We start from the raw sequence: 25,731 nt of genomic DNA on the forward strand, positions 1-25,731 counted from the left end.
TCTCTTTGCGCTCAGTGTATCGTAAAGGATATAAGCTACACGGAATTTGGGCTTGTATCTTTTTATGGAGGAATACAAAGCAGCAAAACGTTTTTTGTCTCGGTTGTCAGGTTAGTTAAATACGCATTACGCGAAACACGCCATGTTCTCAAGGAAGGCATGGGTATTAACGTTACGAATAAATTTATCAGGAAATAAAAATGAATTTTATGAAGCCTAAATATCTGGCGCTCTTTATTGCGGCGGCAACCAGCTCCGCATTCGCAGCGGCACCAGGCGCACCGTCCATTGGTTCCGGCAATGACAAATTTGCCCTGGTTGAAGTGGATCAGGCCGCTCAGGATTATAACAGTCTGGTTAAAGTCCATAATGACGGCGTAGATGTCAAAGTCGAGTGGAACGTCTGGAGCGGCGATGCGCCAACTTCAGCCAAAGTGCTGTTGGACGGTAAAACCGTGTGGACCGGTGCCGGCGGCGCGGCGGGCTCTGCAACGTTCAAAGTGAAAAAAGGCGGACGTTATCAGGAGCAGGTTGAAGTCTGTAACAACAGCGGCTGTACGAAAAGCGCCAGCAAGCTGATCATCGTTGCGGATACCGACGGTAGCCACCTGCTGCCGCTGAACACGACAATGCACGAGAACAACAAATCCTTCGCGCAGCATACCGATAAAGTGGTTGCGGCCTACTTCCCTGAGTGGGGCGTTTATGACCGTAACTTCCCGGTTGACAAAATTCCTGCTGCGAACCTCAACCACATTCTGTATGGCTTCATTCCAATCTGTGGCGGTGACGGCATCAACGACGGCCTGAAAACCGTAGAAGGCGGCAACAGCTACGGCGTTCTGCAGCGCGACTGCCAGGGACGTCCTGACTTTACCGTGGCGATCCACGACCCGTGGGCTGCCCTGCAAAAACCGCAGGCTGGCGTGTCCAACTGGGACGACCCGTACAAAGGTAACTTTGGTCAGCTGATGGCGCTGAAAAAAGCGCATCCGGACCTGAAAGTACTGCCATCTATCGGTGGCTGGACCCTGTCCGATCCGTTCTTCCACATGGGCGATCCGGCTATCCGCGCACGCTTTGTCTCCTCTGTTAAAGATTTCCTGCAGACCTGGAAATTCTTCGACGGTGTGGATATCGACTGGGAATTCCCGGGCGGCGGCGGTGTGACCGAGACGAAAGGCAACCCGCAGCAGGATAAAGCGACCTATACGGCGCTGATGCACGATCTGCGCGCGATGCTGAACGAGCTGTCTGCCCAGACTGGCCGTACCTATGAGCTGACCAGCGCAATCGGTGCGGGTAAAGATAAGATTGAAGACGTGGACTACACCACTGCTCAGCAGTACCTCGACCACATCTTCCTGATGAGCTACGACTTCTACGGCGGCTGGAGCAACACCGAGCTGGGCCACCAGGCTGCGCTGCATGCGCCAGCATGGCGACCAGACACCAACTACACCACGGAAAACGGAGTTGATGCCCTGCTGCAGCAAGGCGTACAGCCTGGCAAGATCGTGGTCGGTGCGGGCATGTATGGCCGTGGCTGGACGGGTGTACACGGCTACACCGGTAACAATCCATTCACCGGTACCGCGACCGGTATGGTGAGAGGAACCTGGGAACCGGGCGTGGTTGACTATCGTCAGATCGTTAACGAGTACAAAGGCAAACCAGGCTGGGAATACGGCTACGACGCGGATGCAGAAGCGCCATACGTGTTCAACAAAACGACGGGTGACCTGATCACCTATGAAGACGCGCGTTCTACTGCTGCAAAAGGCAAATACGTGCTTCAGAAAAACCTGGGTGGTCTGTTCGCATGGTCTATTGACTCCGATACCGGCGACATCCTGAACGCCATGAACGAAAGCCTGCTGGGTGGCGGCTTTACGCCGGTTGATCCTGTTGTGACCAACCATGCGCCAATCGCCTCTTCTGCAGACCAGAACGTTTCTGGCCCGGCAACCGTTACGCTCGATGGTTCCGCGTCCAGCGATCCAGACGGCGATGCAATTACCTACAAATGGACTCAGGTTTCTGGCCCATCGGTCACCCTGACCAACAGCACCAAAGCGAAAGCGACCTTCAACGTCGCAGCTGCGACCAGCGATCAGACCATGGTGTTCCGCCTGACGGTTACCGACGCCAAAGGCCTGAGCAACGCGATTGACGTGCAGGTTGTTAACAAGGCGCCGAAGGCTAACCAGGCACCGGTTGTGAACCCAATGGAAGCGGTGACGCTGCAGGCGGGTGAAACCTATGTTGTGCATGCGCAGGCTGCGGATCCAGACGGTGATAACCTGACCTATACCTGGAGCGTTCCGGCAGATATGCACGCGACCGGTACTGACACCGCGAACGTGACCATCACTGCGCCAGAAGTGGCTTCTACCTCTTCCTACACCCTGAGTGTGGTGGTAGGCGATGGTAAAACCAGCGTGCAGTCTAACGTCCAGGTAACGGTTAATCCGAAACCAGCCGACGTGACGCCGCCAGCTGATGACGTGACTCCGCCGTCTGACGAAGTTACACCACCTGCTGATGACGTGACTCCGCCATCTGACGAAGGCACTGCAACCGGCAGCTGCGACGCACCGGTTGACGCCAACGCCGGCAACTACGCCGCGTGGGATTCCAGCAAAATCTACAACACTGGCGATACCGTAAGCTTCGACCATCTGGTGTGGAAAGCGAAGTACTGGACTCAGGGCAACCAGCCTGGCTTCGGCGTGGACGCATGGGAACTTGCGAGCAACGTGAAGATGAACTGGCGTTCTGATCTGGTGTACAACGGCGGCGAAACCACTACTTACCAGGGCAACGTTTACCGTGCCAAATGGTGGACCCGTGGTGACAACCCAGCGAACAGCGATGTATGGGTCAAAGAAGGCCCAGCGACAGATTGCCAATAATCTGAGCTGATAAAGACTCCCCCCGTATAAGGGGGGAGTAAATCAAAAATGATTTTACAGGATGTTGTTAAGGAGAAATAAACGAAACGGTCAGCAGGTAAAAATGAAAAAGTTAATTTTTTTATTATTGATTATCAGCCAAAGCGCGCTGGCAAACTGTTGGGATAAAGCGGCACATTATTATCACGTCGATCCTTATTTACTGTACGCCATTGCCAATGTGGAGTCGGGAATGAATCCGTATGCGGTCGGCAGAAACCATGACGGTACGCGTGACGTGGGGTTGATGCAAATTAACAGCTCACATTTTTCGGCACTGGAGAGCAGGGGGATAGATGAATATCGGCTAATAACCGAACCCTGTACCTCGATTATGGTTGGCGCATCGATTTTATCCAGCATGATTAAAGTGTATGGCTATAACTGGGAGGCGGTCGGCGCCTATAACGCCGGATTAAAGAAAGAAAATTATCCGCAACGCATGATATACGCCCACAAAGTGTGGAAAAAATATCAGGAACTGAAAGCGACAGCAAACGAATGAGTTTTTTGTTTTTGAAGAATTCCTGAGGGTGTTCTTCGAAAAGAGAAAACAGCTGTCTGCGGTTTATTTATTAACGGATTAATACATAAGCCTGGATTGTTATTATTTAACTTAAATAAACAGGAATAGTGAAATGAACAAAAGGACGTTACTGAGTGTTCTCGTTGCCGGCGCATGCGTAGCACCGTTTATGGCGCAGGCTGCCTCGCTGCAAGCGACCACCAGTGAACCATACACCATGAACGCCAGCGATCTGGCGAAGAAAGAGAAAGAGCTGACCAGCTTCCCGCTGATGGATGCCGTAAAGGAAACCATTAAGACGCTGGACAACGCCCAGGTTGAACTGATTGAACCTGGTCGTGCGGCGAACCCGGAGAACGTGAAACGCGTGGAAGGGATCGTGAAAGCCAGCGACTGGGAATATCTCTTCCCGCTGCGCGCGCAGGCGTACACCTACAGCAACTTCCTGAAAGCGGTTGGTAAATTCCCGGCGCTGTGTAAGACCTACAATGACGGTCGCGACAGTGACGCTATCTGCCGTAAAGAGCTGGCAACCATGTTTGCGCACTTTGCTCAGGAAACGGGCGGTCACGAAAGCTGGCGTCCGGAAGCCGAATGGCGTCAGGCCCTGGTTCACGTGCGTGAGATGGGCTGGAGCGAAGGCCAGAAGGGCGGCTATAACGGCGAATGTAACCCGGACGTCTGGCAGGGTCAGACCTGGCCGTGCGGTAAAGATAAAGACGGCGACTTCCTGAGCTACTTCGGTCGCGGTGCGAAGCAGTTGTCCTACAACTACAACTACGGCCCGTTCTCTGAAGCGATGTACGGTGACGTGCGTACGCTGCTCGACAAACCTGAGCTGGTGGCGGATACCTGGCTGAACCTGGCAAGCGCGATCTTCTTCTTCGCCTATCCACAGCCGCCTAAACCAAGCATGCTGCAGGTTATCGACGGTACATGGCAGCCGAACGATCACGATAAAGCCAACGGTCTGGTCCCTGGCTTCGGCGTGACCACCCAGATCATCAACGGTGGTGTTGAGTGCGGCGGTCCAACTGAAATTGCACAGTCTGAAAACCGTATCAAGTACTACAAAGAGTTCGCGAACTACCTGAAGGTCCCTGTTCCGGCGAACGAAGTGCTGGGCTGCGCGAACATGAAGCAGTTCGACGAAGGCGGTGCTGGCGCGCTGAAGATTTACTGGGAGCAGGACTGGGGATGGAGCGCGGATACGCCAAGCGGCGAAACCTACTCTTGCCAGCTCGTCGGCTACCAGACGCCGTTCAGCGCGTTCAAAGAGGGTGATTACAGCAAGTGCGTGCAGAAGTTCTTTAACGTGAACATCGTTAACGACGACGGTTCCGTTACGCCGGATGAAACCCCGGTAACGCCAACGCCTACGCCGTCAGAAGACGAAACGCCGGCGCCAGCGCCAGTTCCGGATGAAACCCCGGCTGAACCTGCTGTGGTGAATCACGCGCCGGTGGCGCATATCGCGGGTCCAATCGGCGCCGTTGAGGCGGGTGCACATGTCTCTCTGAGCGCGGAAGGTTCTACCGATGCAGACGGCAACGCGCTGACCTACACCTGGCGTTCACAGGACGGTCAGACCGTAACCGGTCAGGATAAAGCGGTTGTCACCTTTACTGCTCCAGAGTCTGCAACGGCTCAGCAGATTGAAATCAGCCTGACCGTGAGCGACGGTGAGTTGAGCAGCACGACCTCTTATCTGCTGAACGTGAAAGCCAAAGCGGCACCGTCTCAGGACGAAGGCACGTCTGGCGATTACGCGGCGTGGAGCGCGAACAGCAAGTACAAGGCAGGCGATATCGTGAACAACCACGGTAAACTGTTCCAGTGCAAACCGTTCCCGTACAGCGGCTGGTGTAACAACGCCCCGGCATACTATGAACCGGGCGCTGGTCTGGCATGGTCTGATGCCTGGACCGCTCTGTAAAAGCAAACGGCAACCGAAAGGTTGCCGTTTTAGTTTTTGCACCCTTTCCAGCGGTACGGTGCAGTTGTAGACCCGGTAAGGCGAAGCCGCCACCGGGCAACAGGCTAGCGGTGCAGTTTCCCGTGATCCCGTAACCACGCCGCCGTGCGCACAATCCCTTCATCCAGCGTCACCACTGGCCGATACCCCAGTTCGTTCTCTGCGCGTGAAATATCCAGCGTGAAATCAAAGTTGAGTTTTGAGACACCGTAATGCGTCAGCGCAGGTTCTTTGGCCGCTTTACTGCCAAATCGCTCCATGCTGCGGGCAATCATGTCAAGCATGGGGTAGGGGACAGAACGGATGCGGCAGTCGATCTGCAGTTCATCAATCAGCCGCTGCACAATGCTGCGTAGCGTACAGGGTTCGCCGTTGGTGATGTTATAGGCGCGACCAGAGATCAGCTTATCGCAGTCCGACTGGCTGGCCAGCCACATGGCGTGGACGGCGTTTTCGTAATAGGTCATATCCACCAGCGCATCGCCACCGCGTGGCAGCAGCACGCTGCCGTAGTGATGCATCATCTGCGCCAGGCGCGGAATAAACACTTTGTCGTGCGGTCCGAACAGGCTCTGCGGACGCAGTACCGTAAAACGGGTGTGCGGGTTCGACTGCGCCAGCAGGTCGATCACCTCTTCACTGGCCGCCTTGCTGCGCGCAAATTCACAGGCAAAGCGTGCCGGACGGAAATCTTCCTGCACATCGCGATGGTGGTGATAGTCGAAATAGAGCGATGGGGAGGAGATATGAATAAAGTTACGTACCCCCCAGGCAACGGCCCATTCGCCCAGACGGCGGGTGGCCCGCACGTTGGCGAGATCGAAGGCTTCCTGGGTCCCCCACGGAGAGGTAAAACTGGAGCAGTGCCACAGCGTATCGATTCCGGCGAGCATCACCTTCGCCTGCGAGGAGACCAGCTCCGTCAGGTCGGCATGGACGAACTCTGCGCCCATTTTTTGCAGCAGTTTTCCCATCGCCTCGTTGCGACCGGTAGCCCTGACGCTAATGCCCTTGTTGCGCAGAAATTCGACCGCATTTCGGCCTAAGCCGCTGGTCGCCCCGGTAACCAGTACCTTCATATCAATCCACTGTGTTGAAAAAGAATTTCGTGCGCATTCTTTCGTGAATTACGGCGCTATGCAATGGGAAAGGTGAAAGAAAAAGCGTTTTAATGAGTTATTTTCGTTTTTTGTTCTGCCAGTTGCGCAATTCGTTTCGCCATTCCCCGGAAGATAAAAAGATGGGCGGGGATCATGAACAGCCAGTAAAAAAGGCCCGGCATCCCGTGCGGGTGCCACCAGGCGCGGACGTCCAGTTCCCGGCGATCGCCTTTATCCTTGAGGGTGAAGCAGAGTCGCCCCAGCCCCGGCGCTTTCATACCGAACAACAACGCCAGCTGCTTTTCCGGCTCGACGATGATCACTTTCCAGCTGTCCACCGCGTCGCCCACCTCAAGATACGGGCGCGCCGGTCGACCTTTCGCCAGCCTGTGCCCCACCAGCAGATCCATTGTCCCCCGCGTTTGCCAGAGGAGATTGCCGAAGAAATAACGTTCTTTGCCGCCAATTTGGTTCACCACTTCCCACAGCGCCTCAAGGCTGGCAGAGGTTTTTACCGTGCAGCCCGCCTGTTTAGGGTAATAACCGTACTCCGGCCGCCAGCGGGCAAAGGCCTGCGCGTCATAACCCCAGTCGCTGGAGTTCACCAGCTGCTCTTCTTCTTTCAGCGTATTGCGTACCGCGTCGTCAAACCGGATCAGATCCTGAGGGATTAAGGCGCGCAGCTCGCGATCGTCCGCCAGCAGATCGTGTTTCAGCCCCTGAATCAGCGCTTTGGCGGTGGTCGGCGGCACGGAGGTGATCACATTTAAAAACCAGACTGAGATCCAGCGGGTCGGGAAGGGGATGGGGATCAGCCAGCGGCGGCGTCCGCTGACGCGCATGAAATGTTCGAACTGCTGCTGATAGCTCAGCACTTCAGGGCCTGCTGCTTCAAGCACCCGGTGTTGCTCCGCCGGGTGATCGAGCAATGCCACCAGATAGTGGAGCAAGTTCTCCAGCGCAATCGGCGTGGTGCGCGAGCGGACCCAGCGCGGCGGCGTCAGTACCGGCAGGTTGTAGACCATATCGCGCATCACTTCAAAAGCGGCTGAGCCCGCGCCGACGATGATCCCTGCGCGCAGTTCGGTGACGGGGATATTCGCCCCGCGCAGGGTGTCCGCCGTCAGCTGGCGCGCGCGCAGGTGATCGGACTGCTCGCTCTCAGGCGCCTGGAGCGAACTTAAAAAAATCACCTGCTTCACCGGCGTTTGCAGCAGGGCATCGCGGACGTTCATCGCCACCTGTCGCTCGTGGGCGATAAAATCGCCGCCTTCGCCCATGCTGTGGACCAGGTAGTAAAGCGTGTCGACCCCTTCCAGCAGCGCGGGAAGCGTCTTCGGCCAGTTGAGGTCAACGTTGTGGCAGGTGACGCCCGGCAACGCCAGCTTTTGCAGGCGGTCGGTGTTGCGTGCCGCTGCCAGCACCTGATGTCCCCGCTGGCTCAACGCCGTGGTGAGATGCTGACCGATATACCCGCTGGCGCCAAGCACCAGAATGCGTTGCGGCACGTGAGGCTCCTTAGCGCTGTAAAAACGCCTGCCAGTGTTTCACCACCTCTGCCAGCTGTTCGCGGTTCACGTCGAGGTGCATGACCAGACGCACCACCGGAGAGGCGTTGATCAGCACGCCGCGCGCTTTCATAAATTCGCCCAGCGCAGCGGCATGCTCATCGCCCACGCGAATGAACAGCATGTTGGTGTCGTGGCGCATCACGTCTGCTCCGATCTCGCGTAGCTGTGTGGCCATCCATGCGGCGTTATCGTGATCGTCTTTCAGGCGCGCAACGTTATTTTTGAGAGCATACAGACCCGCCGCCGCCAGAATACCGGCCTGGCGCATGCCGCCGCCGGTCATCTTACGCCAGCGGTTGGCGCGCTTGATGTAATCCGCATTGCCGACCAGCAGGGAACCCACCGGCGTACCCAGCCCTTTGGAGAGGCAAATGGTGAACGAGTCGCAATATTGCGTAATCTCTTTCAGCTCGCAGCCGTACGCCACTACGGCGTTAAAAATGCGCGCACCGTCAACGTGCAGGCCGAGCTTGCGCTCGCGGGTGAAGTCCCATGCCGCTTTCAGGTACTCGCGCGGCAGCACTTTACCGTTGTGGGTATTTTCCAGACTGAGCAGTTTCGTGCGGGCGAAATGAATATCGTCGGCTTTGATTTTTGCCGCGACCTTATCGAGCGGGAGTGTACCGTCCGGCGCGGCGTCAATCGGCTGCGGCTGGATGCTGCCGAGCACCGCCGCACCGCCGGCTTCGTAGAGATAGTTATGCGCGCCCTGGCCGACAATATACTCTTCGCCGCGCTCGCAGTGGCTGAGCAGCGCCACGAGGTTCGCCTGCGTGCCGGTCGGCAGGAACAGCGCGGCCTCCTTGCCACTCAGCTCTGCCGCATAGCGCTGTAACGCGTTGACCGTCGGGTCATCGCCGTAGACGTCGTCCCCGACCGGGGCGGCCATCATCTCTTCGAGCATGGCACGGCTCGGGCGGGTAACGGTATCACTACGCAAATCAATCATTTCACATCCCTTTATTTTAAGAGGTCACGTGAAATGTTTTACCTGAGCCAGTTGGTTTTTGCCAGTTCGATCACTTCATCACCGCGGCCGCTGATGATGGCGCGCAGCATATAGAGGCTAAAACCTTTCGCCTGTTCCAGCTTGATTTGCGGTGGAATAGCCAGCTCTTCTTTGGCGACTACCACATCCACCAGCACCGGACCGTCGATAGAGAAGGCGCGCTGCAGGGCTTCATCCACGTCAGACGCTTTTTCCACGCGAATACCGGTGATGCCGCACGCCTCGGCAATGCGCGCGAAGTTGGTGTCATGCAGTTCGGTACCGTCCGTCAGATAACCACCGGCCTTCATCTCCATCGCCACAAAGCCCAGTACGCTGTTGTTGAAGACCACGATTTTGAGCGGCAGCTTCATCTGTACCACGGAGAGGAAATCACCCATGAGCATGCTAAACCCGCCGTCGCCGCACATGGCCACCACCTGACGTTCCGGTGCCGTCGCTTTTGCGCCCAGCGCCTGCGGCATGGCGTTGGCCATCGAGCCGTGGTTGAACGAACCCAGCAGGCGGCGTTTGCCGTTCATCTTCAGGTAGCGTGCTGCCCAGACGGTTGGCGTGCCGACGTCGCAGGTAAAAATGGCGTCGTCGTCAGCGAAATGACTGATCTGCTGTGCCAGGTACTGCGGGTGGATGGCTTTGTCGCTTGGTTTGGCGAGATCGTCCAGCCCCTTACGGGCATCGCGGTAGTCACTGAGGGCTTTATCAAGAAACGCGCGATCCGTTTTCTCCTCGAGCAGCGGCAGCAGGGCGGCCAGGGTGGATTTGATATCGCCCACCAGCGCCATATCCACCTTGCTGTGCGCGCCGATGCTGGCCGGATTGATATCGATCTGAATGATTTTGGCATCCGTCGGGTAAAACGCGCGGTAAGGGAACTGGGTACCGAGTAAAATCAGCGTGTCGGCGTTCATCATGGTGTGGAACCCGCTGGAGAAACCGATCAGCCCGGTCATTCCCACATCGTAGGGGTTGTCGTACTCGACGTGCTCTTTGCCGCGCAGGGCGTGAACAATGGGGGCTTTTAGCTTACCCGCGAATTCAAGTAGCTCCTTGTGCGCGCCCGCGCAGCCGCTACCGCACATCAGGGCAATATTGCTGGAGTAACGCAGCAGCTGCGCCAGCTTTTTCAGCTCTTCTTCCGCAGGCGTCACCACAGGCTGCGGGGCGTGATACCAGTGGGTGCTGGCCCCTTCTGGTGCGGCCTTGAGGGCCACATCACCCGGGATAACGACCACCGACACGCCGCGGTTCAGCACCGCCTTGCGCATGGCGATTGCCAGAACCTGTGGGATCTGCTCCGGGGATGAAACCAGTTCGCAATAGTGGCTGCATTCACGGAACAGCTCCTGCGGATGCGTCTCCTGAAAATAGCCGCTACCGATTTCGGAAGAGGGGATATGGGCGGCAATCGCCAGCACCGGCACGTGGTTACGGTGGCAGTCAAACAGACCGTTGATCAGATGCAGGTTACCTGGCCCGCACGAGCCTGCACACACGGCCAGTTCACCGGTGAGCTGCGCTTCGGCTCCCGCGGCAAATGCAGCGACCTCTTCATGGCGGGTCGGCATCCATTCAATGGTTTTCATTTTGTTAAGGCTGTCGCTCAATCCGTTCAGGGAATCGCCGGTTACGCCCCAGATACGTTTCACGCCAGCCTGTTCCAGGGTTTTCGCTATATATGCAGCCACGGTTTGTTTCATGGGTGTCCTTCTCCTTTTTGTGATATCGCTTACAAGCTTAGAAGAAAGTCGCTGTATTGCCTGCTCAATCCCCCTCAATTAACAGGGTTTCCTTGCGCGATAATTCGGCATAATCTGGTGCTGACTCAGGTGAAAACAGGAATCATTTCAAATGGTTAAATCATTGTTAATTGCTGTTAATGAAAAGCTATCGTGCGACGATCTTGGCAAACTCTTGTTACGACTTGCCGTCGGTGGGTTGATGCTCTTTCACGGTTTGCACAAGTTATTCGGCGGCGTGGGCTTTATCAGCGGCATGCTGGTGGAAAAAGGGTTGCCGGGGTTTATCGCTTATGGCGTGTTGATTGGCGAAGTGGTGGCACCGATGTTGATTATTGTCGGGCTCTTTACGCGCCCGGCCGCGCTGATGCTGGCGTTTACGATGATTGTGGCATGGCTTATGGTAGGAATGGGTGAAACGTTCGCCCTCGATAAGGTTGGAGCATGGGCGATTGAAAGCCTGGTGTACTTCTTTATTGGCTCGCTGGCGGTGGCATTTTTAGGGGCAGGGCGGTTTGCGCTGGGGAAAGCACCGGCGTGGCGTTGAGGCTGTTGTCGATCGGGTAAACGCAGTGCCGCCCGACAAAAAGCCCGGTGGCGCTAGCGCTTACCGGGCCTACAAAGATCCAGCCCCTACAGGGTAGGCCGGGTAAACGCAGTGCCACCCGGCAAAAACGGGGGCACCGCGTCAGATTATGCGAGGACCAGATCCCTCTGCGGATGGCATGAGCACGCCAGCACGTAACCCTCAGCAATTTCCGCGTCGGAGAGCGTCATGGTGCTGGTGACAGTGTACTCACCTGAAACCACTTTCGTCTTACAGCAACCGCATACGCCCGCACGGCAGGCGGCCACTACCGGCACCTTATTGCTTTCGAGTGCCTCCAGCAACGTCGTTCCTACCCGGCCAAAGAAGGTCTGCGCAGGCTGTAGCTTAGTAAACTGAATCCCGCTGGTTGCCGCCTCCGCTACCGGCGTGAAGAACTGCTCCTTGAAGAAGCGGGTCACACCAAGTGCCTTCACTTCTTCTTCCACGATAGCCATATACGGCGCCGGGCCGCAGGTCATCACGGTACGGTGCGCAATATCCGGCACGCTTTGCAGCAGCTCGCGGCTCAGACGACCGGGCACAAAACCGTGGACCGCATTGTGTTCTGCCACCAGTGTTACCGGATAATTACGCCACTCCTCGGCAAAAATGACATCTTCCGGAGAGCGAACGCTAAAGATCACCTGCACGTCGGCATGCGGACGGTTTTTCGCCAGCCAGCGGCGCATGGACATAATCGGCGTGACGCCACAGCCCGCCGCCAGCAGGAGGAATTTATCTTCCGCCTTGTCGTCACAGGTGAAATCGCCCTGGGCGTCTGACAGCCAGATATAGTCTCCGCGCTTCACGTCACGGGTCAGCCACTGCGAGCCGGCACCGTCATCAATACGGCGAATGGTAAGCGTGATGTATTCGCTCACGCCCGGCGTTGAGGAGATCGTGTAGGCACGCAGGGTGTCCGCCGAATGGCGGACACTGACCAGCGCATACTGACCGGCACGGTACGGATAGTAATCGTGGCAAATCAGTGAGAGCGTCCACACATCCGGCGTCTCCTGGTGGATGTGATGAACCTGCATCCGCCACGGACATTGTGAGGTTGGCATGGTCATGAATAACTCCTTACGCGCTCAGCAGCTGCTTCATATCATCTTCAACGTTGGTGACGGAGCGCAGGCCGAATTTTTCGTTCAGCACGGCCAGCAGGTCCGGCGTCAGGAAGCCTGGCGCGGTCGGGCCGGTCACGATGTTAGTCACGCCCAGAGAGAGCAGGGTCAGCAGGATGACGATCGCTTTCTGCTCAAACCACGAAAGCACCAGCGACAGCGGCAGGTCGTTCACGCCACAGCCCAGTTTCTCCGCCAGGGTAACCGCCAGAATAATGGCCGAGTAAGCATCGTTACACTGGCCCGCATCGATCAGGCGCGGCAGACCTTCGATATTGCCGAAGTCCAGCTTGTTGAAACGGTATTTACCGCACGCCAGGGTCAGGATCAGGCAATCGTCCGGTACGCTGGTGGCGAAATCGGTGAAGTAGTTACGCTCACCGCGCGCGCCGTCGCAGCCGCCGACGAGGAAGATGTGGCGCAGCTTTTCACGGCTGACGAGATCGATCAGCGAATCTGCGGCGCCGAGCAGGGTTTCTCGGCCGAAGCCGACGGTGATCAGATGCGGAATTTCGCTGTACGGGAAGCCCGCCATTTGCTGCGCCTGGGCAATAACCGGACCGAAATCGTCGCCTTCGAGGTGGCTCACGCCCGGCCAGCCGACGATGCTGCGGGTCCAGATGCGGTCGTCATACGCGCCCACGGTAGGGTCGATGATGCAGTTAGAGGTCATCACGATAGGGCCAGGGAAGCGGGCGAACTCCACCTGCTGGTTCTGCCAGCCGCTGCCGTAGTTACCGATCAGATGTTTGAATTTACGCAGCTCCGGGTAGCCGTGCGCAGGCAGCATTTCGCCGTGGGTATAAACGTTGACGCCAGTGCCTTCAGTCTGCTTCAGCAGGTTGTAAAGATCTTTCAGGTCATGACCGGAGATCAGGATACATTTACCCTCGGTCGCCTTCACGTTGACCTGCGTTGGCGTCGGGTGGCCGTAGGTGCTGGTTTCACCGGCATCCAGAATGCTCATCACGCGGAAGTTCATCTGGCCGATTTCCATTGAGCACTCAAGCAGGGCGTTCATATCGGCAGGCCAGGTACCCAGCCACGCCATGATTTTGTGGTACTGCGCGTAGATATCGTTGTCGTACTGACCGAGAACGTGCGCGTGCTCCATATACGCCGCTGCGCCTTTCAGACCGTACAGGCACAGCAGGCGCAGGCCGAGAATGTTCTCGCCAATCGCCGCTTTGTCTTTATTCGGGGTAAAGTCTGCCGCCTGACGCTGGAGGTCGCCCAGGTCATCACTCGCCAGCTGGAGTTCTGACATCGGATTGTTCACGCGAGCGTTAGCATCAGCGTTCAGGCACTGCGTTTTCAGCGCTTCACGCAGGGCGATAGCTTCACGGGCATAGCCGACGATGCGAGGGGAATCAAAGTTAACGTTGGTCAGCGTAGAAAAGAATGCGCGCGGCGCGAAGCTGTCGACGTAGTGGTCGACGATGCCGTATTCGCGGGCTTTGAATGCCCATGCGGAAAGGCCTTGCAGGGCAGCAATCAGCAGGTCCTGCAGGTCTGATGTTTCTGCGGTTTTGCCGCACATACCCTGCGCGTAAGAACAGCCATTGCCTGCCGGGGTACGGATGGTTTGTTCACATTGCACACAAAACATAATCACACCTGTTAAAGTTATATTTGATATACATGTTTAAGGTTATGCCTGTGCCAGAACGGTGAAAAGCGCTTTCTGCTACAAAATAGAGGGAGATTGATTTAGCGCAATTTTGGCGGCAGGCACCCTACCGCCAAAGAAGTATCAGGCAGAAAAGAACGCCATCAGAATGGGAACCAGCAAACTCAAAATAAAGCCGTGCACGATGGCTGCCGGCACCATTTCCAGCCCGCCTGAGCGCTGAAGTACCGGCAGGGTAAAGTCCATCGACGTCGCGCCGCACAGACCCAGTGCGGTAGAGCGACTGCGGCGAACCAGCCCCGGGATCAGCATAATGGCAATCAGCTCACGCGCCAGATCGTTAAAGAAGGCGGCGCTGCCGATCACCGGGCCGAATGATTCAGTCAGCAGAATACCGGAAAGGGAGTACCAGCCAAATCCGGAGGCCATTGCCAGGCCGGTTTTCAGCGGCAGATCGAGAATAAAAGCATTAATCACACCCGCCACCATTGAGCTGGCGACAACCATTACGGCAATAATCATTCCCCGACGGTTGAGGACAATCTGTTTCAGGGTCATGCCGTTATTTCGCAGCTGGATACCAATCAGGAACAGCAGGAAGATCAGGGTATATTCACTGGCTTCTGTCGCGTGCTGTAAAAATGCCCATCCGGTGAGACCCAGAAGAAAACCGAGCACCACGACGCCGCAGAGTTTTAATGACTCAAGTGCCATCGCAATACGGGAGGGCAGCTTTTCCTGGTGGTGATGATTTTTCCAGGGAATGGTGCGTTCCAGCCACAGCAGTGCGGCAATATTGCACAGCAAAATAACCGTAACCGTGACGGCTGAATAATGCAAAATGGAGAGTAAATTCGCGGACAGGTTATCCAGGAAGGCCAGGCTGATCCCCATAAAGAAAAGAATGAGGTAAACAATCCCGCTGAGAAAACGGTTGATAAGCCGTAATGCAGATTCCTGACGCAGCGGAATAAGGTAGCCCGCAATCAGGGGCAGCAGAATAATGAGGAGTCCTGAAAACATGAACAGCCGGTCCTTTTGAGTGTCTGTTGAGCGCCAGAGACACTACCCAATAAAGGCTATTCAGTAAAGCGGCAAAAGAAAGCCGGGGGGCGGCTACGCCTTACCCGGCTTGTATGTGCGGCCTGTTGCCCTCACCCCGGCCCTCTCCCACGGGGAGAGGGAGGGAAAGATTAATCGCGTTTTTCCAGCAGGGTGCGATACAGCACACCGCCCAGAATACCGCCGATAATTGGCATCACCCAGAACAGCCACAGCTGCTCAAGCGCCCAGCCGCCCTGGAAGATGGCGACGGCGGTACTGCGTGCCGGGTTAACGGAGGTGTTGGTGACCGGAATTGAAATCAGGTGGATAAGCGTCAGCGCCAGACCAATAGCAATCGGGGCAAAGCCAGCAGGCGCGTGTTTGTCGGTGGCGCCGTGGATCACCAGCAGGAAGCCCGCGGTCAGCACAATTTCAATCACGATGGCAGACAGCATGGAGTAACCGCCCGGCGAGTGTTCGCCAAAGCCGTTTGAGGCGAAGCCGCTGGCGGCCGCGTCAAAGCCGGCCTTACCGCTGGCAATAACGTACAGAACGCCAGCCGCAATAATACCGCCCACCACCTGCGCCACGATGTAGCCAATGACGTCTTTAGCAGGGAAACGACCGCCCGCCCATAAACCTAACGTCACAGCCGGGTTAAAATGACCACCGGAAATATGCCCCACGGCGAAGGCCATGGTTAATACGGTTAAGCCAAACGCCAGCGCGACGCCGACAAAACCAATGCCTAATTCCGGGAACGCTGCTGCCAGAACGGCGCTACCGCAGCCACCAAATACCAGCCAGAATGTACCAAAACATTCTGCAGCCAATTTTCTAAACATAACCACCTCAAATAATTTCCGCGCGCTTTCCCGCGGGCGGGATATATCGCCATAAAGGGATGACGACTCAAAGAGCCCGTATTTTAGAAACCAACAACATCCCTTCGCCACTTAAATAAATTCGATAAATTTGATTTAAGGCAATGTGATGTCATTCCTTGTTCAAATGAGCGGTAAATAGAGCATAGACCAATTCTTGTCAGCGTGAATGTTGTGCTGTCGTGACAAGATTCCTCCCGCTATACTGCTGATAACTTAAAGGAAAAAGTGTTCATTTCGCGGGGGATTTATGCTTCTCGAACGTGTGGAAATTGTCGGGTTTCGCGGTATTAACCGCCTGTCGCTGCAGCTTGAGCAGAACAACGTCCTGATCGGCGAGAACGCGTGGGGTAAGTCCAGCCTGCTCGATGCGCTGACGTTACTGCTATCCCCCGAAGACAATCTGTATCACTTTGTCCACGACGATTTCTGGTTCCCGCCCGGGGACGTGACGGGACGCGAGAAGCACCTGCATATTATCCTGACGTTCCGTGAATCCGAGCCAGGCCGTCACCGCGTGCGTCGCTTCCGACCGCTGTCACCCTGTTGGGTGCCCTGTGACGATGATTTCCACCGGATTTTCTATCGCCTGGAAGGCGAGATGGCGGAAAACGAAGGGGTCCTGACCCTGCGCGAGTTTCTTGATGAAAAAGCCAACCCGATCCCACTGGACAACATCGACGATTTGGCTCGCCACCTGACCCGCCTGACGCCGGTATTACGGTTGCGTGATGCGCGATTTATGCGGCGTATCCGTAACGGCACGGTACCGAATATGCCGGAGGTGGAAGTCACCGCCCGCGAGCTGGATTTTCTGGCGCGTGAGCTGGTGTCGCGTCCGCAAAACCTGACCGATGGTCAGATTCGCCAGGGGTTATCCGCGATGGTACAACTGCTGGAGCACTATTTTTCCGAGCAGGGGACATCGGAGTCGCGCCACCGGCTGATGCGCCGTCGCTCTCATGATGAACAACGCAGCTGGCGCTATCTCGACATCATCAACCGGATGATCGACCGGCCCGGCGGTCGTACCCATCGGGTGATTCTGCTGGGGCTGTTTTCAACACTTTTGCAGGCTAAAGGCACCGTGCGTCTTGACCGGGATGCCCGCCCGTTGCTGCTGGTGGAAGACCCTGAAACACGCCTTCACCCCATCATGCTCTCGGTCGCGTGGCATCTGCTGAATTTGCTGCCGCTCCAGCGGATTACGACCACCAATTCTGGTGAGCTATTATCCATGACGCCGGTTGAGCATATCTGCCGTCTGGTGCGCGAGTCTTCGCGGGTCTCCGCGTACCGTCTCGGGCCTGGCGGTTTAAATGCTGAAGACGGGCGGCGCATCGCGTTTCATATTCGTTTTAATCGCGCGTCGTCACTTTTTGCCCGCTGTTGGCTGCTGGTGGAAGGGGAAACGGAGACCTGGGTCATCAACGAACTGGCGCGTCAGTGTGGGCACCATTTTGATGCGGAAGGCATTAAGGTGATCGAATTTGCCCAGTCGGGATTAAAACCGCTGATAAAATTTGCCCGCCGGATGGGTATTGAATGGCATGTGCTGGTGGACGGTGACGAGGCGGGTAAAAAGTATGCCTCGACCGTGCGTAGCCTGCTGAATAATGAACGGGAAGAAGAGCGCGACCATTTAACCATGCTCCCCGCGATGGACATGGAGCACTTTATGTATCGTCAGGGGTTTGACGATGTGTTCCACCGCATTGCGATGGTGCCGGTCGATGTTCCGATGAACATGCGCCGCGTGATCGCCAAAGCGATACACCGTTCGTCAAAACCGGATCTCGCCATTGAAGTGGCGACGGAAGCGGGAAGGCGGGGCGTGGAGGCGGTGCCCACTCTGCTGAGGAAGATGTTCTCCCGCGTGCTGTGGCTGGCACGCGGGAGGGCGGATTAACCCCGGGTCGCCTGATTCACCTGCTGAATCAGGCTGTCCAGCAGTTCGTAGCGACGGCGATATTCGGAACGTTTTTTGCTCGCGATCTCTTCCATCGGTTTACGCGGCATGACAAGCGGCAGCATAAAGTTACCGCTTTCCTGCTTTTCACCGCCGAGGGAGAGCCAGAAGCTGTCATAATCAGCCAGCAGTTTTCCCTCTTTTTTCTTGCGGTAGCGCCAGCTGCGATAAATATGGGTGTCGTTACTGACGGCAACAATCTGTTCGACCGGGAAAGCGGCGCCGAGCGTCATGGCGGTTTCAACCAGCAGACGTTTCGGGAACAGCCCATGACAGGCCTTCGTCGCTTTCTGGATCCGCTCATGGGGAACATGCGCTTTTGCGCCTTGCAAACCGCCAATGAACAGCGTCGATTGTCCGGCAAACGGGCAGAGCGTGAAGGTCATCTCCGCCAGGACTGTATTTTGATCGTCACAGAAGACGAGGGTGGCTTCTCCCTCTTTATCCATAAACGCATCAGCACACAGGCGAACGGTAAAGTGCTGTTCATCTTTACCGGTTAAGGTCAGCAGCGTGGCACCCTGCTTCGAAAGATAGCCCTGCAGCAGCGTCGCCGGAAGCTGGCGGATCATGGTCTGATAGTGCCAGTTAAGAGACTCCAGCGCGTGCTGACGTTCCATATTCACCGTCAGCCACGGGCGATGCATCCGGCAGGGCAGCCCCGGCTGAGCTTGTAATAACTGCATCAGACACGGCTGCTTTGCCAGGTGCGTCAACAGGCGAGAGGTGGTGACGGGAGCTGCAAGCGACCGTAACACGAACTTGCGCCGATAAGCCGGATTCTGCCATGCCAGTCCTGGGGTAAGCTTACCCAAAGCCAGGTTTTTGAAAAGCTGCCAGCCGGAGGTAGGCTGTGTAAGGGTGGAATAAGGCGTATCGACGATGGAAGACATGATAAATCCTGAATCTTTTGGAATATCGCTATTTCAGCAGGAGGAATATCAACATCTCGTCAACAAATTAGGACGATTTCGGAGAACAGGGGTTTCGTTAAGGAGTCGTTTAGATAGAATCAACATTTATTATTGCCAGAACATTTATTTGGAATATTTATGAACCTCAAGGGAAAACGCAGAACGCTATTTCTGCTGCTGGCGGTCGTGATTTTAGTCGGTGGATTCTGGTTATGGCAGGTGCTTAACGCACCGGTGCCGCAGTACCGGACACTGATCGTTCGCCCCGGCGAACTGCAGCAAAACGTCCTGGCGACGGGCAAGCTTGATGCGTTGCGCAAGGTTGACGTTGGCGCTCAGGTCAGCGGCCAGCTGAAAACGCTGTCGGTAGAGATCGGTGATAAGGTAAAAAAAGGCCAGCTGCTGGGTGTTATCGATCCTGAACAGGCCGAGAACCAGATCCGCGAGGTGGAAGCCACGCTGATGGAGCTGCGCGCCCAGCGTGCTCAGGCGCTGGCTGAACGTAATCTGGCCCAGGTCACGCTCACCCGTCAGCAGGCGCTGGCAAAAACCCAGGCCATTTCGAAGCAGGATTTAGATACTGCCACGACGGAGCTGGCGGTCAAGCAGGCGCAGATTGGCACCATCGACGCACAAATCAAACGCAATCAGGCCTCGCTGGACACGGCGAAAACCAACCTCGACTACACGCAAATCGTTGCGCCGATGGCCGGTGAAGTCACCCAGATCACTACGCTGCAGGGGCAGACGGTAATTGCCGCCCAGCAGGCGCCTAACATTCTGACGCTGGCGGATATGAGCACTATGCTGGTCAAAGCGCAGGTTTCCGAGGCGGATGTGATCCATCTGAAACCGGGGCAGAACGCCTGGTTTACCGTGCTTGGCGACCCGCAGACGCGCTATGAAGGCGTGCTGAAAGACATTCTGCCGACGCCGGAAAAGGTTAACGACGCTATCTTTTACTACGCCCGTTTTGAGGTGCCAAACCCACAGGGCGTGCTGCGTCTGGATATGACTGCCCAGGTGCATATCCAGTTGACCGGCGTGAAGAACGTGCTGACCATTCCGCTCTCCGCGCTGGGCGAATCCGCCGGGGACAATCGCTATAAAGTGAAAGTGCTGCGCAACGGCGAGACGCGCGATCGCGAAGTGGTGATTGGCGCGCGTAATGATACCGATGTGGTGGTGGTGAAAGGGCTGGAAGAGGGTGAGGAGGTGGTTGTCAGTGAAAGCCTGCCCGGAGCCGTGAAATGACCGCGTTGCTTGAGCTGAAGGATATCCGTCGCAGCTATCCGTCGGGCGACGGTCCGGTGGAGGTGCTGAAAGGCATCTCCCTGCGCGTGGAAGCGGGCGAGATGGTGGCGATTGTCGGCGCGTCAGGCTCCGGTAAATCGACGCTGATGAACATTCTCGGCTGCCTGGATAAACCCACCAGCGGGACCTATCGCGTGGCCGGGACGGATGTCTCCACGCTCGACGGCGACGCGCTGGCGAAGCTGCGCCGGGAACACTTTGGTTTTATCTTCCAGCGTTACCATCTGCTCTCACACCTGAACGCGGCGCAAAACGTCGAAGTGCCAGCCGTCTATGCAGGCGTGGAGCGGAAGAAACGTCTTGAGCGTGCGAAGACGCTGTTAACGCGTCTCGGGCTGGCTGAACGCGTGGAGTACCAGCCGTCGCAGCTGTCCGGTGGCCAGCAGCAGCGCGTGAGTATTGCCCGCGCGCTGATGAATGGCGGGCAGGTGATCCTCGCGGATGAACCCACCGGGGCGCTCGACAGCCATTCCGGTGAAGAGGTGATGGCGATCCTCCACCAGCTTCGCGATCAGGGGCATACGGTGATCATCGTTACCCACGATCCGCAGGTGGCGGCGCAGGCGGAACGCATTATTGAGATCCACGACGGCGAGCTGGTCAGCAACCCGCCGCCGCGTGCGTCCAGAGCGGCAGCTCCGAAAGAAGCGCTGCCGGCCTCAACCGGCTGGGGACAATTTTCCAGCGGCTTTCGTGAAGCGCTGAACATGGCCTGGCTGGCGATGGCGGCCAACAAAATGCGCACCCTGCTGACCATGCTCGGGATTATCATCGGTATTGCTTCGGTGGTCTCGATTGTGGTGGTGGGCGACGCCGCCAAGCAGCTGGTGCTGGCCGATATTCGCGCCATCGGTACCAATACCATTGATGTCTATCCCGGCAAGGACTTTGGCGACGACGAACCGCAGTATCAGCAGGCGCTAAAGTATGACGATCTGGCAGCGATTCAGAAGCAGCCGTGGGTAAACTCCGCCACGCCAGCCGTTTCGCAAAACCTGCGTCTGCGGGTAGGGAATGTTGACGTTGCCGCCAGCGCCAACGGCGTCAGCGGGGACTACTTCAACGTCTACGGCATGACCTTCAGCGAAGGGGCGACCTTTAATGCCGAACAGCTGGCGGGCAGGGCGCAGGTGGTGGTGCTGGACGCGAACTCGCGCAGGCAACTCTTCCCTAATAAAGCCAGTGTGGTCGGTGAAGTGATCCTGGTCGGCAACATGCCTGCCACGGTCATTGGTGTGGCGGAAGAGAAACAGTCGATGTTTGGCAGCAGCAAGATCCTGCGCGTCTGGTTGCCCTACACAACGATTTCCGGGCGGATCATGGGGCAGTCATGGCTCAACTCCATCACCGTGCGTGTGAAGGAGGGCTACGACAGCGCGCTGGCCGAACAGCAGCTTGAGCGGTTGCTCACGTTGCGCCACGGGAAGAAGGATTTCTTCACCTGGAACATGGACGGCCTCTTGAAAACGGCGGAAAAGACCACACGTACTCTTCAGCTGTTCCTCACGCTGGTGGCGGTGATCTCGCTGGTCGTCGGCGGTATCGGGGTGATGAATATCATGCTGGTGTCGGTCACGGAACGTACCCGGGAGATTGGCATCCGCATGGCGGTCGGGGCCAGAGCCAGCGACGTGCTGCAACAGTTTCTGATTGAGGCTGTGCTGGTGTGCCTGGTCGGCGGGGCGATGGGGATTGCGCTCTCGATGATGATTGCGTTCGCGCTCCAGCTCTTTTTACCCGGGTGGGAGATTGGTTTCTCGCCGGTCGCCATTATTACCGCATTTTTATGTTCGACCTTTACCGGCATTTTGTTTGGCTGGCTCCCCGCCCGCAACGCGGCGCGGCTGGATCCGGTGGATGCGCTGGCTCGGGAATAACCCGAAAATAAAAATGCCAGCCGATCGGGCTGGCATTTTGACTGCGGGATGTACACAATAAAACAGAGCGCTATGCAACCGTCTCTGCTTCAATGGGTACGATAAGGCTTGCATGATTGCCTTTTGGTCCCTGGTGTACATCGAACCGGACGGACTGCCCGGCTTTGAGCGTTCTGTAACCATCCATCTGAATGGTGGAATAGTGAGCGAAGATATCCTCGCCGCCGCCTTCGGGGCAGATGAAGCCAAACCCTTTGGCGTTGTTGAACCACTTAACAGTACCCATTTCCATGCTTCGACATCCTTCGTAAATCTTATAAGTTAAGATGGAATGAACCGGTGGTGGAGTGGGGGCTGTTCAAAACCTCGCCATCTCACGCTTGTACAATTTAGAGAAACGAAAGACGTCGTCAAGCGTTTGGCGCTGGAGATGGGACAATAATCAACCAAAGTTTGAAGCAGTTAACGCTATTGCAACGGTTTGTGACAGACATCGCGGATGACAGTAATAGATGATTGTTATCTAACATCTGAGGTAGATTCAAAGTGGTTATGCAAAATGGGTAAGACCAACGACTGGCTGGATTTTGACCAGCTGGCGGAAGATAAAGTGCGTGACGCGCTAAAACCGCCATCTATGTATAAAGTTATGTTAATGAACGATGATTACACGCCGATGGAATTTGTTATTGACGTGCTACAAAAGTTCTTTTCTTATGATGTAGAACGTGCAACGCAACTGATGCTTACCGTTCATTATCGAGGCAAAGCCATCTGCGGCATCTTTACGGCAGAAGTGGCGGAAACCAAAGTGGCGATGGTGAACGACTATGCGAGGGAGAACGAGCATCCGTTGCTGTGTACGCTGGAAAAGGCCTGATAAGGCATAAAATTGGGGGAGGTGCCTATGCTCAATCAAGAACTGGAACTCAGTTTAAACATGGCTTTCGCCAGAGCGCGTGAGCACCGACATGAGTTTATGACCGTCGAGCATTTACTGCTCGCACTGCTTAGCAACCCATCTGCCCGCGAAGCGCTGGAAGCCTGCTCCGTGGATCTGGTGGCGCTACGTCAGGAACTCGAAGCCTTCATCGAACAAACCACACCGGTGCTGCCAGCCAGTGAAGAGGAGCGCGACACGCAGCCGACGCTCAGCTTCCAGCGCGTGTTGCAGCGCGCGGTATTCCACGTCCAGTCTTCCGGACGTAGCGAAGTGACTGGTGCAAACGTCCTGGTCGCCATCTTCAGCGAGCAGGAGTCACAGGCGGCCTACCTGCTGCGCAAACACGAAGTCAGCCGACTCGACGTGGTGAACTTTATTTCTCACGGAACGCGCAAAGACGAGCCTAACCAGGCATCGGATTCCAGCAATCAGGTCAATAACAATGAAGAGCAAGCAGGCGGGGAGGATCGTATGGAAAACTTCACCACCAATCTTAACCAGCTTGCTCGCGTTGGCGGTATCGACCCGCTGATTGGTCGCGATAAAGAGCTGGAGCGCGCGATCCAGGTGCTGTGCCGTCGCCGCAAAAACAACCCGCTGCTGGTGGGTGAGTCAGGCGTGGGGAAAACCGCGATTGCGGAAGGTCTGGCCTGGCGCATTGTGCAGGGCGACGTGCCGGAAGTGATTGCCGATTGCACCATCTACTCGCTGGATATTGGCTCGCTGCTGGCGGGCACCAAATACCGCGGCGATTTTGAAAAACGCTTCAAGGCGCTGTTAAAACAGCTGGAGCAGGACACCAACAGCATTCTGTTTATCGATGAGATCCACACCATCATCGGCGCAGGTGCGGCGTCCGGTGGCCAGGTGGATGCCGCTAACCTGATCAAACCGCTGCTCTCCAGCGGCAAGATCCGCGTGATTGGCTCCACTACCTACCAGGAGTTCAGCAACATCTTCGAAAAAGACCGTGCGCTGGCGCGCCGCTTCCAGAAAATTGACGTGACCGAACCGTCCGTTGAGGAAACGGTGCAGATCATCAACGGTCTGAAGCCGAAGTATGAAGCGCACCACGACGTGCGTTACACCGCGAAAGCGGTCCGTGCGGCGGTGGAGCTGGCGGTGAAATACATCAACGATCGTCATCTGCCGGATAAGGCGATTGACGTGATTGATGAGGCAGGGGCGCGAGCGCGCCTGATGCCGGCCAGCAAGCGTAAGAAAACGGTTAACGTGGCGGACATTGAGTCCGTGGTGGCCCGCATCGCACGTATTCCTGAGAAGAGCGTCTCTCAGAGTGACCGCGACACGCTGCGCACCCTCGGCAATCGCCTGAAAATGCTGGTCTTTGGTCAGGATAAAGCCATTGAGGCCTTAACCGAAGCGATCAAGATGGCCCGCGCCGGGCTGGGGCATGAGCACAAGCCTGTCGGGTCCTTCCTGTTCGCTGGCCCAACCGGCGTCGGGAAAACCGAGGTGACGGTTCAGCTCTCCAAAGCGCTGGGCATTGAGCTGCTGCGCTTTGATATGTCCGAGTATATGGAGCGCCACACCGTCAGCCGTTTGATTGGTGCGCCTCCGGGCTACGTCGGCTTTGACCAGGGCGGCCTGCTCACCGACGCGGTGATCAAGCATCCGCACGCTGTACTGCTGCTCGATGAAATCGAGAAAGCGCACCCGGATGTGTTCAACATCCTGCTGCAGGTGATGGACAACGGGACGCTGACCGACAACAACGGGCGCAAGGCGGACTTCCGCAACGTGGTGCTGGTGATGACCACTAACGCCGGGGTACGTGAAACCGAGCGTAAATCCATCGGCCTGATCCATCAGGACAACAGCACCGATGCGATGGAAGAGATCAAGAAGATCTTTACGCCGGAGTTTCGTAACCGTCTGGACAACATTATCTGGTTCGATCACCTGTCTACCGAGGTGATCCATCAGGTGGTGGACAAGTTCATCGTCGAGTTGCAGGTACAGCTTGACCAGAAAGGCGTATCGCTGGAAGTGAGCCAGGAGGCCCGCAACTGGCTGGCTGAAAAAGGCTACGACCGTGCGATGGGTGCCCGTCCGATGGCGCGTGTGATTCAGGACAACCTGAAAAAACCGCTGGCGAACGAGCTGCTGTTTGGCTCGCTGGTGGACGGCGGTCAGGTGACCGTGGCGCTGGATCAGGCGAAGAACGAGCTGACGTACGACTTCCAGAGTGCGGCGAAGCACAAGCCGGAAGCGGCTCACTGAGTAGTAAGGTAAAAGCAAAACGGCAACTTCGGTTGCCGTTTTTTATTGTTTGCTCCCTCTCCCTGTGGGAGAGGGCCGGGGTGAGGGCAACAGGCAGCAGAGGAATTTTGCGAGGCGCTTTCCAGTTTCTTTCGATGTCTGTTGCTGGATGAATCCACAGTAATAAAATGGCGGCGCACCTGCAAAATCAGGTGTCGGGATTGGCGTCCTGATTACACACGAGAAATGATGTTGATACGTCAATTATCATCAGGTTCGTTCACACTTTTGAAAGCTAGCGATATAATCCGCAGATTCAATTATGGTGGGCTGAACCGGGGCTTCT

At 56.4% G+C, this 25,731-nt stretch carries 19 protein-coding genes; 9 read left to right on the forward strand and 10 right to left on the reverse strand.

The genetic code is table 11. The features are described 5' to 3' along the window. Nucleotides 1–200: 200 nt before the first annotated feature. The 3 genes from AAER43_RS07295 (at nucleotide 201) to AAER43_RS07305 (ending at nucleotide 5,416) form a co-directional block, all read left to right on the forward strand. Nucleotides 201–2,915, forward strand: a complete 2,715-nt coding sequence (locus tag AAER43_RS07295; RefSeq protein ID WP_050861600.1) for a glycosyl hydrolase family 18 protein — start codon at nucleotides 201–203, stop codon at nucleotides 2,913–2,915. 103 nt (nucleotides 2,916–3,018) lie between these two features. Then, nucleotides 3,019–3,459 carry a type III secretion system invasion protein IagB gene (gene iagB, locus AAER43_RS07300; RefSeq protein WP_014883183.1) on the forward strand — a complete coding sequence of 147 codons (441 nt, stop codon included), beginning with the start codon at nucleotides 3,019–3,021 and terminating at the stop codon, nucleotides 3,457–3,459. A 133-nt stretch (nucleotides 3,460–3,592) separates the two neighbouring features. Beyond that, entirely contained in the window at nucleotides 3,593–5,416 is a 1,824-nt protein-coding gene (locus AAER43_RS07305; protein WP_023336996.1) for a glycoside hydrolase family 19 protein, read from the forward strand. Nucleotides 5,417–5,520: 104 nt separating this feature from the next. Here the strand turns inward: AAER43_RS07305 and AAER43_RS07310 are convergent, their stop codons facing one another. From AAER43_RS07310 to poxB, 4 genes are all read right to left on the reverse strand, one after another. Then, nucleotides 5,521–6,534, reverse strand: coding sequence for an NAD(P)-dependent oxidoreductase (locus tag AAER43_RS07310; protein WP_023336997.1), 1,014 nt, complete (start codon nucleotides 6,532–6,534; stop codon nucleotides 5,521–5,523). Between the two features lie 89 nt (nucleotides 6,535–6,623). Beyond that, complete coding sequence (locus AAER43_RS07315; RefSeq protein WP_050861601.1) at nucleotides 6,624–8,063, reverse strand: SDR family oxidoreductase; 1,440 nt, start codon at nucleotides 8,061–8,063, stop codon at nucleotides 6,624–6,626. Between the two features lie 10 nt (nucleotides 8,064–8,073). Next, nucleotides 8,074–9,075: a low-specificity L-threonine aldolase gene (ltaE, locus tag AAER43_RS07320; RefSeq protein WP_045268543.1), complete on the reverse strand. Its 1,002-nt coding sequence runs from the start codon at nucleotides 9,073–9,075 to the stop codon at nucleotides 8,074–8,076. A 38-nt stretch (nucleotides 9,076–9,113) separates the two neighbouring features. Continuing rightward, nucleotides 9,114–10,832: a ubiquinone-dependent pyruvate dehydrogenase gene (poxB, locus tag AAER43_RS07325; RefSeq protein WP_050861602.1), complete on the reverse strand. Its 1,719-nt coding sequence runs from the start codon at nucleotides 10,830–10,832 to the stop codon at nucleotides 9,114–9,116. A gap of 151 nt (nucleotides 10,833–10,983) precedes the next feature. On the opposite strand from poxB, the gene AAER43_RS07330 reads away from it, so the two are divergent. After that, the gene (locus AAER43_RS07330) at nucleotides 10,984–11,418 is read left to right on the forward strand and encodes a DoxX family protein (RefSeq protein WP_023338201.1); all 435 of its coding nucleotides are present in this window, start codon (nucleotides 10,984–10,986) and stop codon (nucleotides 11,416–11,418) included. Between the two features lie 146 nt (nucleotides 11,419–11,564). Here the strand turns inward: AAER43_RS07330 and hcr are convergent, their stop codons facing one another. The 4 genes from hcr to aqpZ form a co-directional block, all read right to left on the reverse strand. Then, nucleotides 11,565–12,533, reverse strand: coding sequence for an NADH oxidoreductase (gene hcr, locus AAER43_RS07335; protein ID WP_050861603.1), 969 nt, complete (start codon nucleotides 12,531–12,533; stop codon nucleotides 11,565–11,567). A 10-nt stretch (nucleotides 12,534–12,543) separates the two neighbouring features. Further along, complete coding sequence (gene hcp, locus AAER43_RS07340) at nucleotides 12,544–14,196, reverse strand: hydroxylamine reductase (protein WP_050861604.1); 1,653 nt, start codon at nucleotides 14,194–14,196, stop codon at nucleotides 12,544–12,546. A gap of 144 nt (nucleotides 14,197–14,340) precedes the next feature. Then, on the reverse strand, nucleotides 14,341–15,240 hold the full coding sequence (locus AAER43_RS07345) for a lysine exporter LysO family protein (RefSeq protein ID WP_032637084.1): 900 nt from the start codon (nucleotides 15,238–15,240) through the stop codon (nucleotides 14,341–14,343). Between the two features lie 170 nt (nucleotides 15,241–15,410). Continuing rightward, nucleotides 15,411–16,106 (reverse strand): aquaporin Z, encoded by a 696-nt coding sequence (aqpZ, locus tag AAER43_RS07350; protein WP_014883193.1) that lies wholly within the window; start codon nucleotides 16,104–16,106, stop codon nucleotides 15,411–15,413. 289 nt (nucleotides 16,107–16,395) lie between these two features. On the opposite strand from aqpZ, the gene AAER43_RS07355 reads away from it, so the two are divergent. After that, complete coding sequence (locus tag AAER43_RS07355; protein WP_050861605.1) at nucleotides 16,396–18,054, forward strand: ATP-dependent endonuclease; 1,659 nt, start codon at nucleotides 16,396–16,398, stop codon at nucleotides 18,052–18,054. On the opposite strand, the gene AAER43_RS07360 is transcribed toward AAER43_RS07355, so the two are convergent. After that, nucleotides 18,051–19,007 carry a VirK/YbjX family protein gene (locus AAER43_RS07360; protein ID WP_050861606.1) on the reverse strand — a complete coding sequence of 319 codons (957 nt, stop codon included), beginning with the start codon at nucleotides 19,005–19,007 and terminating at the stop codon, nucleotides 18,051–18,053. The two genes, AAER43_RS07355 and AAER43_RS07360, sit on opposite strands and share 4 nt — an antisense overlap. Nucleotides 19,008–19,166: 159 nt before the next feature. On the opposite strand from AAER43_RS07360, the gene macA reads away from it, so the two are divergent. Then, on the forward strand, nucleotides 19,167–20,282 hold the full coding sequence (gene macA, locus AAER43_RS07365; RefSeq protein ID WP_050861607.1) for a macrolide transporter subunit MacA: 1,116 nt from the start codon (nucleotides 19,167–19,169) through the stop codon (nucleotides 20,280–20,282). Beyond that, nucleotides 20,279–22,219 (forward strand): macrolide ABC transporter ATP-binding protein/permease MacB, encoded by a 1,941-nt coding sequence (gene macB / locus AAER43_RS07370; protein ID WP_023332529.1) that lies wholly within the window; start codon nucleotides 20,279–20,281, stop codon nucleotides 22,217–22,219. Before macA ends, macB begins: the two co-directional genes overlap by 4 nt. A 70-nt stretch (nucleotides 22,220–22,289) precedes the next feature. Here the strand turns inward: macB and cspD are convergent, their stop codons facing one another. Continuing rightward, the gene (cspD, locus tag AAER43_RS07375) at nucleotides 22,290–22,511 is read right to left on the reverse strand and encodes a cold shock-like protein CspD (RefSeq protein WP_008499993.1); all 222 of its coding nucleotides are present in this window, start codon (nucleotides 22,509–22,511) and stop codon (nucleotides 22,290–22,292) included. A gap of 267 nt (nucleotides 22,512–22,778) precedes the next feature. Here cspD and clpS point away from each other — a divergent pair, with 267 nt between their 5' ends. Together clpS and clpA are read left to right on the forward strand one after the other, a co-directional pair. After that, nucleotides 22,779–23,099, forward strand: a complete 321-nt coding sequence (gene clpS / locus AAER43_RS07380) for an ATP-dependent Clp protease adapter ClpS (RefSeq protein WP_006174393.1) — start codon at nucleotides 22,779–22,781, stop codon at nucleotides 23,097–23,099. Between the two features lie 27 nt (nucleotides 23,100–23,126). Further along, a complete protein-coding gene (gene clpA, locus AAER43_RS07385; RefSeq protein WP_014831269.1) occupies nucleotides 23,127–25,406 on the forward strand; it encodes an ATP-dependent Clp protease ATP-binding subunit ClpA in 2,280 nt (759 codons plus the stop codon). Nucleotides 25,407–25,731: the final 325 nt, after the last annotated feature.

This window comes from Enterobacter sp. FUJ80071 (assembly GCF_038739915.1).
Taxonomy (GTDB): Bacteria; Pseudomonadota; Gammaproteobacteria; order Enterobacterales; family Enterobacteriaceae; genus Enterobacter; species Enterobacter kobei.

Bases quoted from the DNA above. Each gene is read 5' to 3' on its own strand.
- macB (WP_023332529.1), top strand. From the start codon at position 20,279: ATGACCGCGTTGCTTGAGCTGAAGGATATCCGTCGCAGCTATCCGTCG.
- AAER43_RS07355 (WP_050861605.1), top strand. From the start codon at position 16,396: ATGCTTCTCGAACGTGTGGAAATTGTCGGGTTTCGCGGTATTAACCGC.
- AAER43_RS07305 (WP_023336996.1), top strand. From the start codon at position 3,593: ATGAACAAAAGGACGTTACTGAGTGTTCTCGTTGCCGGCGCATGCGTA.
- AAER43_RS07310 (WP_023336997.1), bottom strand. From the start codon at position 6,534: ATGAAGGTACTGGTTACCGGGGCGACCAGCGGCTTAGGCCGAAATGCG.
- AAER43_RS07295 (WP_050861600.1), top strand. From the start codon at position 201: ATGAATTTTATGAAGCCTAAATATCTGGCGCTCTTTATTGCGGCGGCA.
- iagB (WP_014883183.1), top strand. From the start codon at position 3,019: ATGAAAAAGTTAATTTTTTTATTATTGATTATCAGCCAAAGCGCGCTG.
- hcr (WP_050861603.1), bottom strand. From the start codon at position 12,533: ATGACCATGCCAACCTCACAATGTCCGTGGCGGATGCAGGTTCATCAC.
- clpA (WP_014831269.1), top strand. From the start codon at position 23,127: ATGCTCAATCAAGAACTGGAACTCAGTTTAAACATGGCTTTCGCCAGA.
- cspD (WP_008499993.1), bottom strand. From the start codon at position 22,511: ATGGAAATGGGTACTGTTAAGTGGTTCAACAACGCCAAAGGGTTTGGC.
- hcp (WP_050861604.1), bottom strand. From the start codon at position 14,196: ATGTTTTGTGTGCAATGTGAACAAACCATCCGTACCCCGGCAGGCAAT.
- AAER43_RS07360 (WP_050861606.1), bottom strand. From the start codon at position 19,007: ATGTCTTCCATCGTCGATACGCCTTATTCCACCCTTACACAGCCTACC.
- aqpZ (WP_014883193.1), bottom strand. From the start codon at position 16,106: ATGTTTAGAAAATTGGCTGCAGAATGTTTTGGTACATTCTGGCTGGTA.
- macA (WP_050861607.1), top strand. From the start codon at position 19,167: ATGAACCTCAAGGGAAAACGCAGAACGCTATTTCTGCTGCTGGCGGTC.
- poxB (WP_050861602.1), bottom strand. From the start codon at position 10,832: ATGAAACAAACCGTGGCTGCATATATAGCGAAAACCCTGGAACAGGCT.
- clpS (WP_006174393.1), top strand. From the start codon at position 22,779: ATGGGTAAGACCAACGACTGGCTGGATTTTGACCAGCTGGCGGAAGAT.
- ltaE (WP_045268543.1), bottom strand. From the start codon at position 9,075: ATGATTGATTTGCGTAGTGATACCGTTACCCGCCCGAGCCGTGCCATG.
- AAER43_RS07330 (WP_023338201.1), top strand. From the start codon at position 10,984: ATGGTTAAATCATTGTTAATTGCTGTTAATGAAAAGCTATCGTGCGAC.
- AAER43_RS07345 (WP_032637084.1), bottom strand. From the start codon at position 15,240: ATGTTTTCAGGACTCCTCATTATTCTGCTGCCCCTGATTGCGGGCTAC.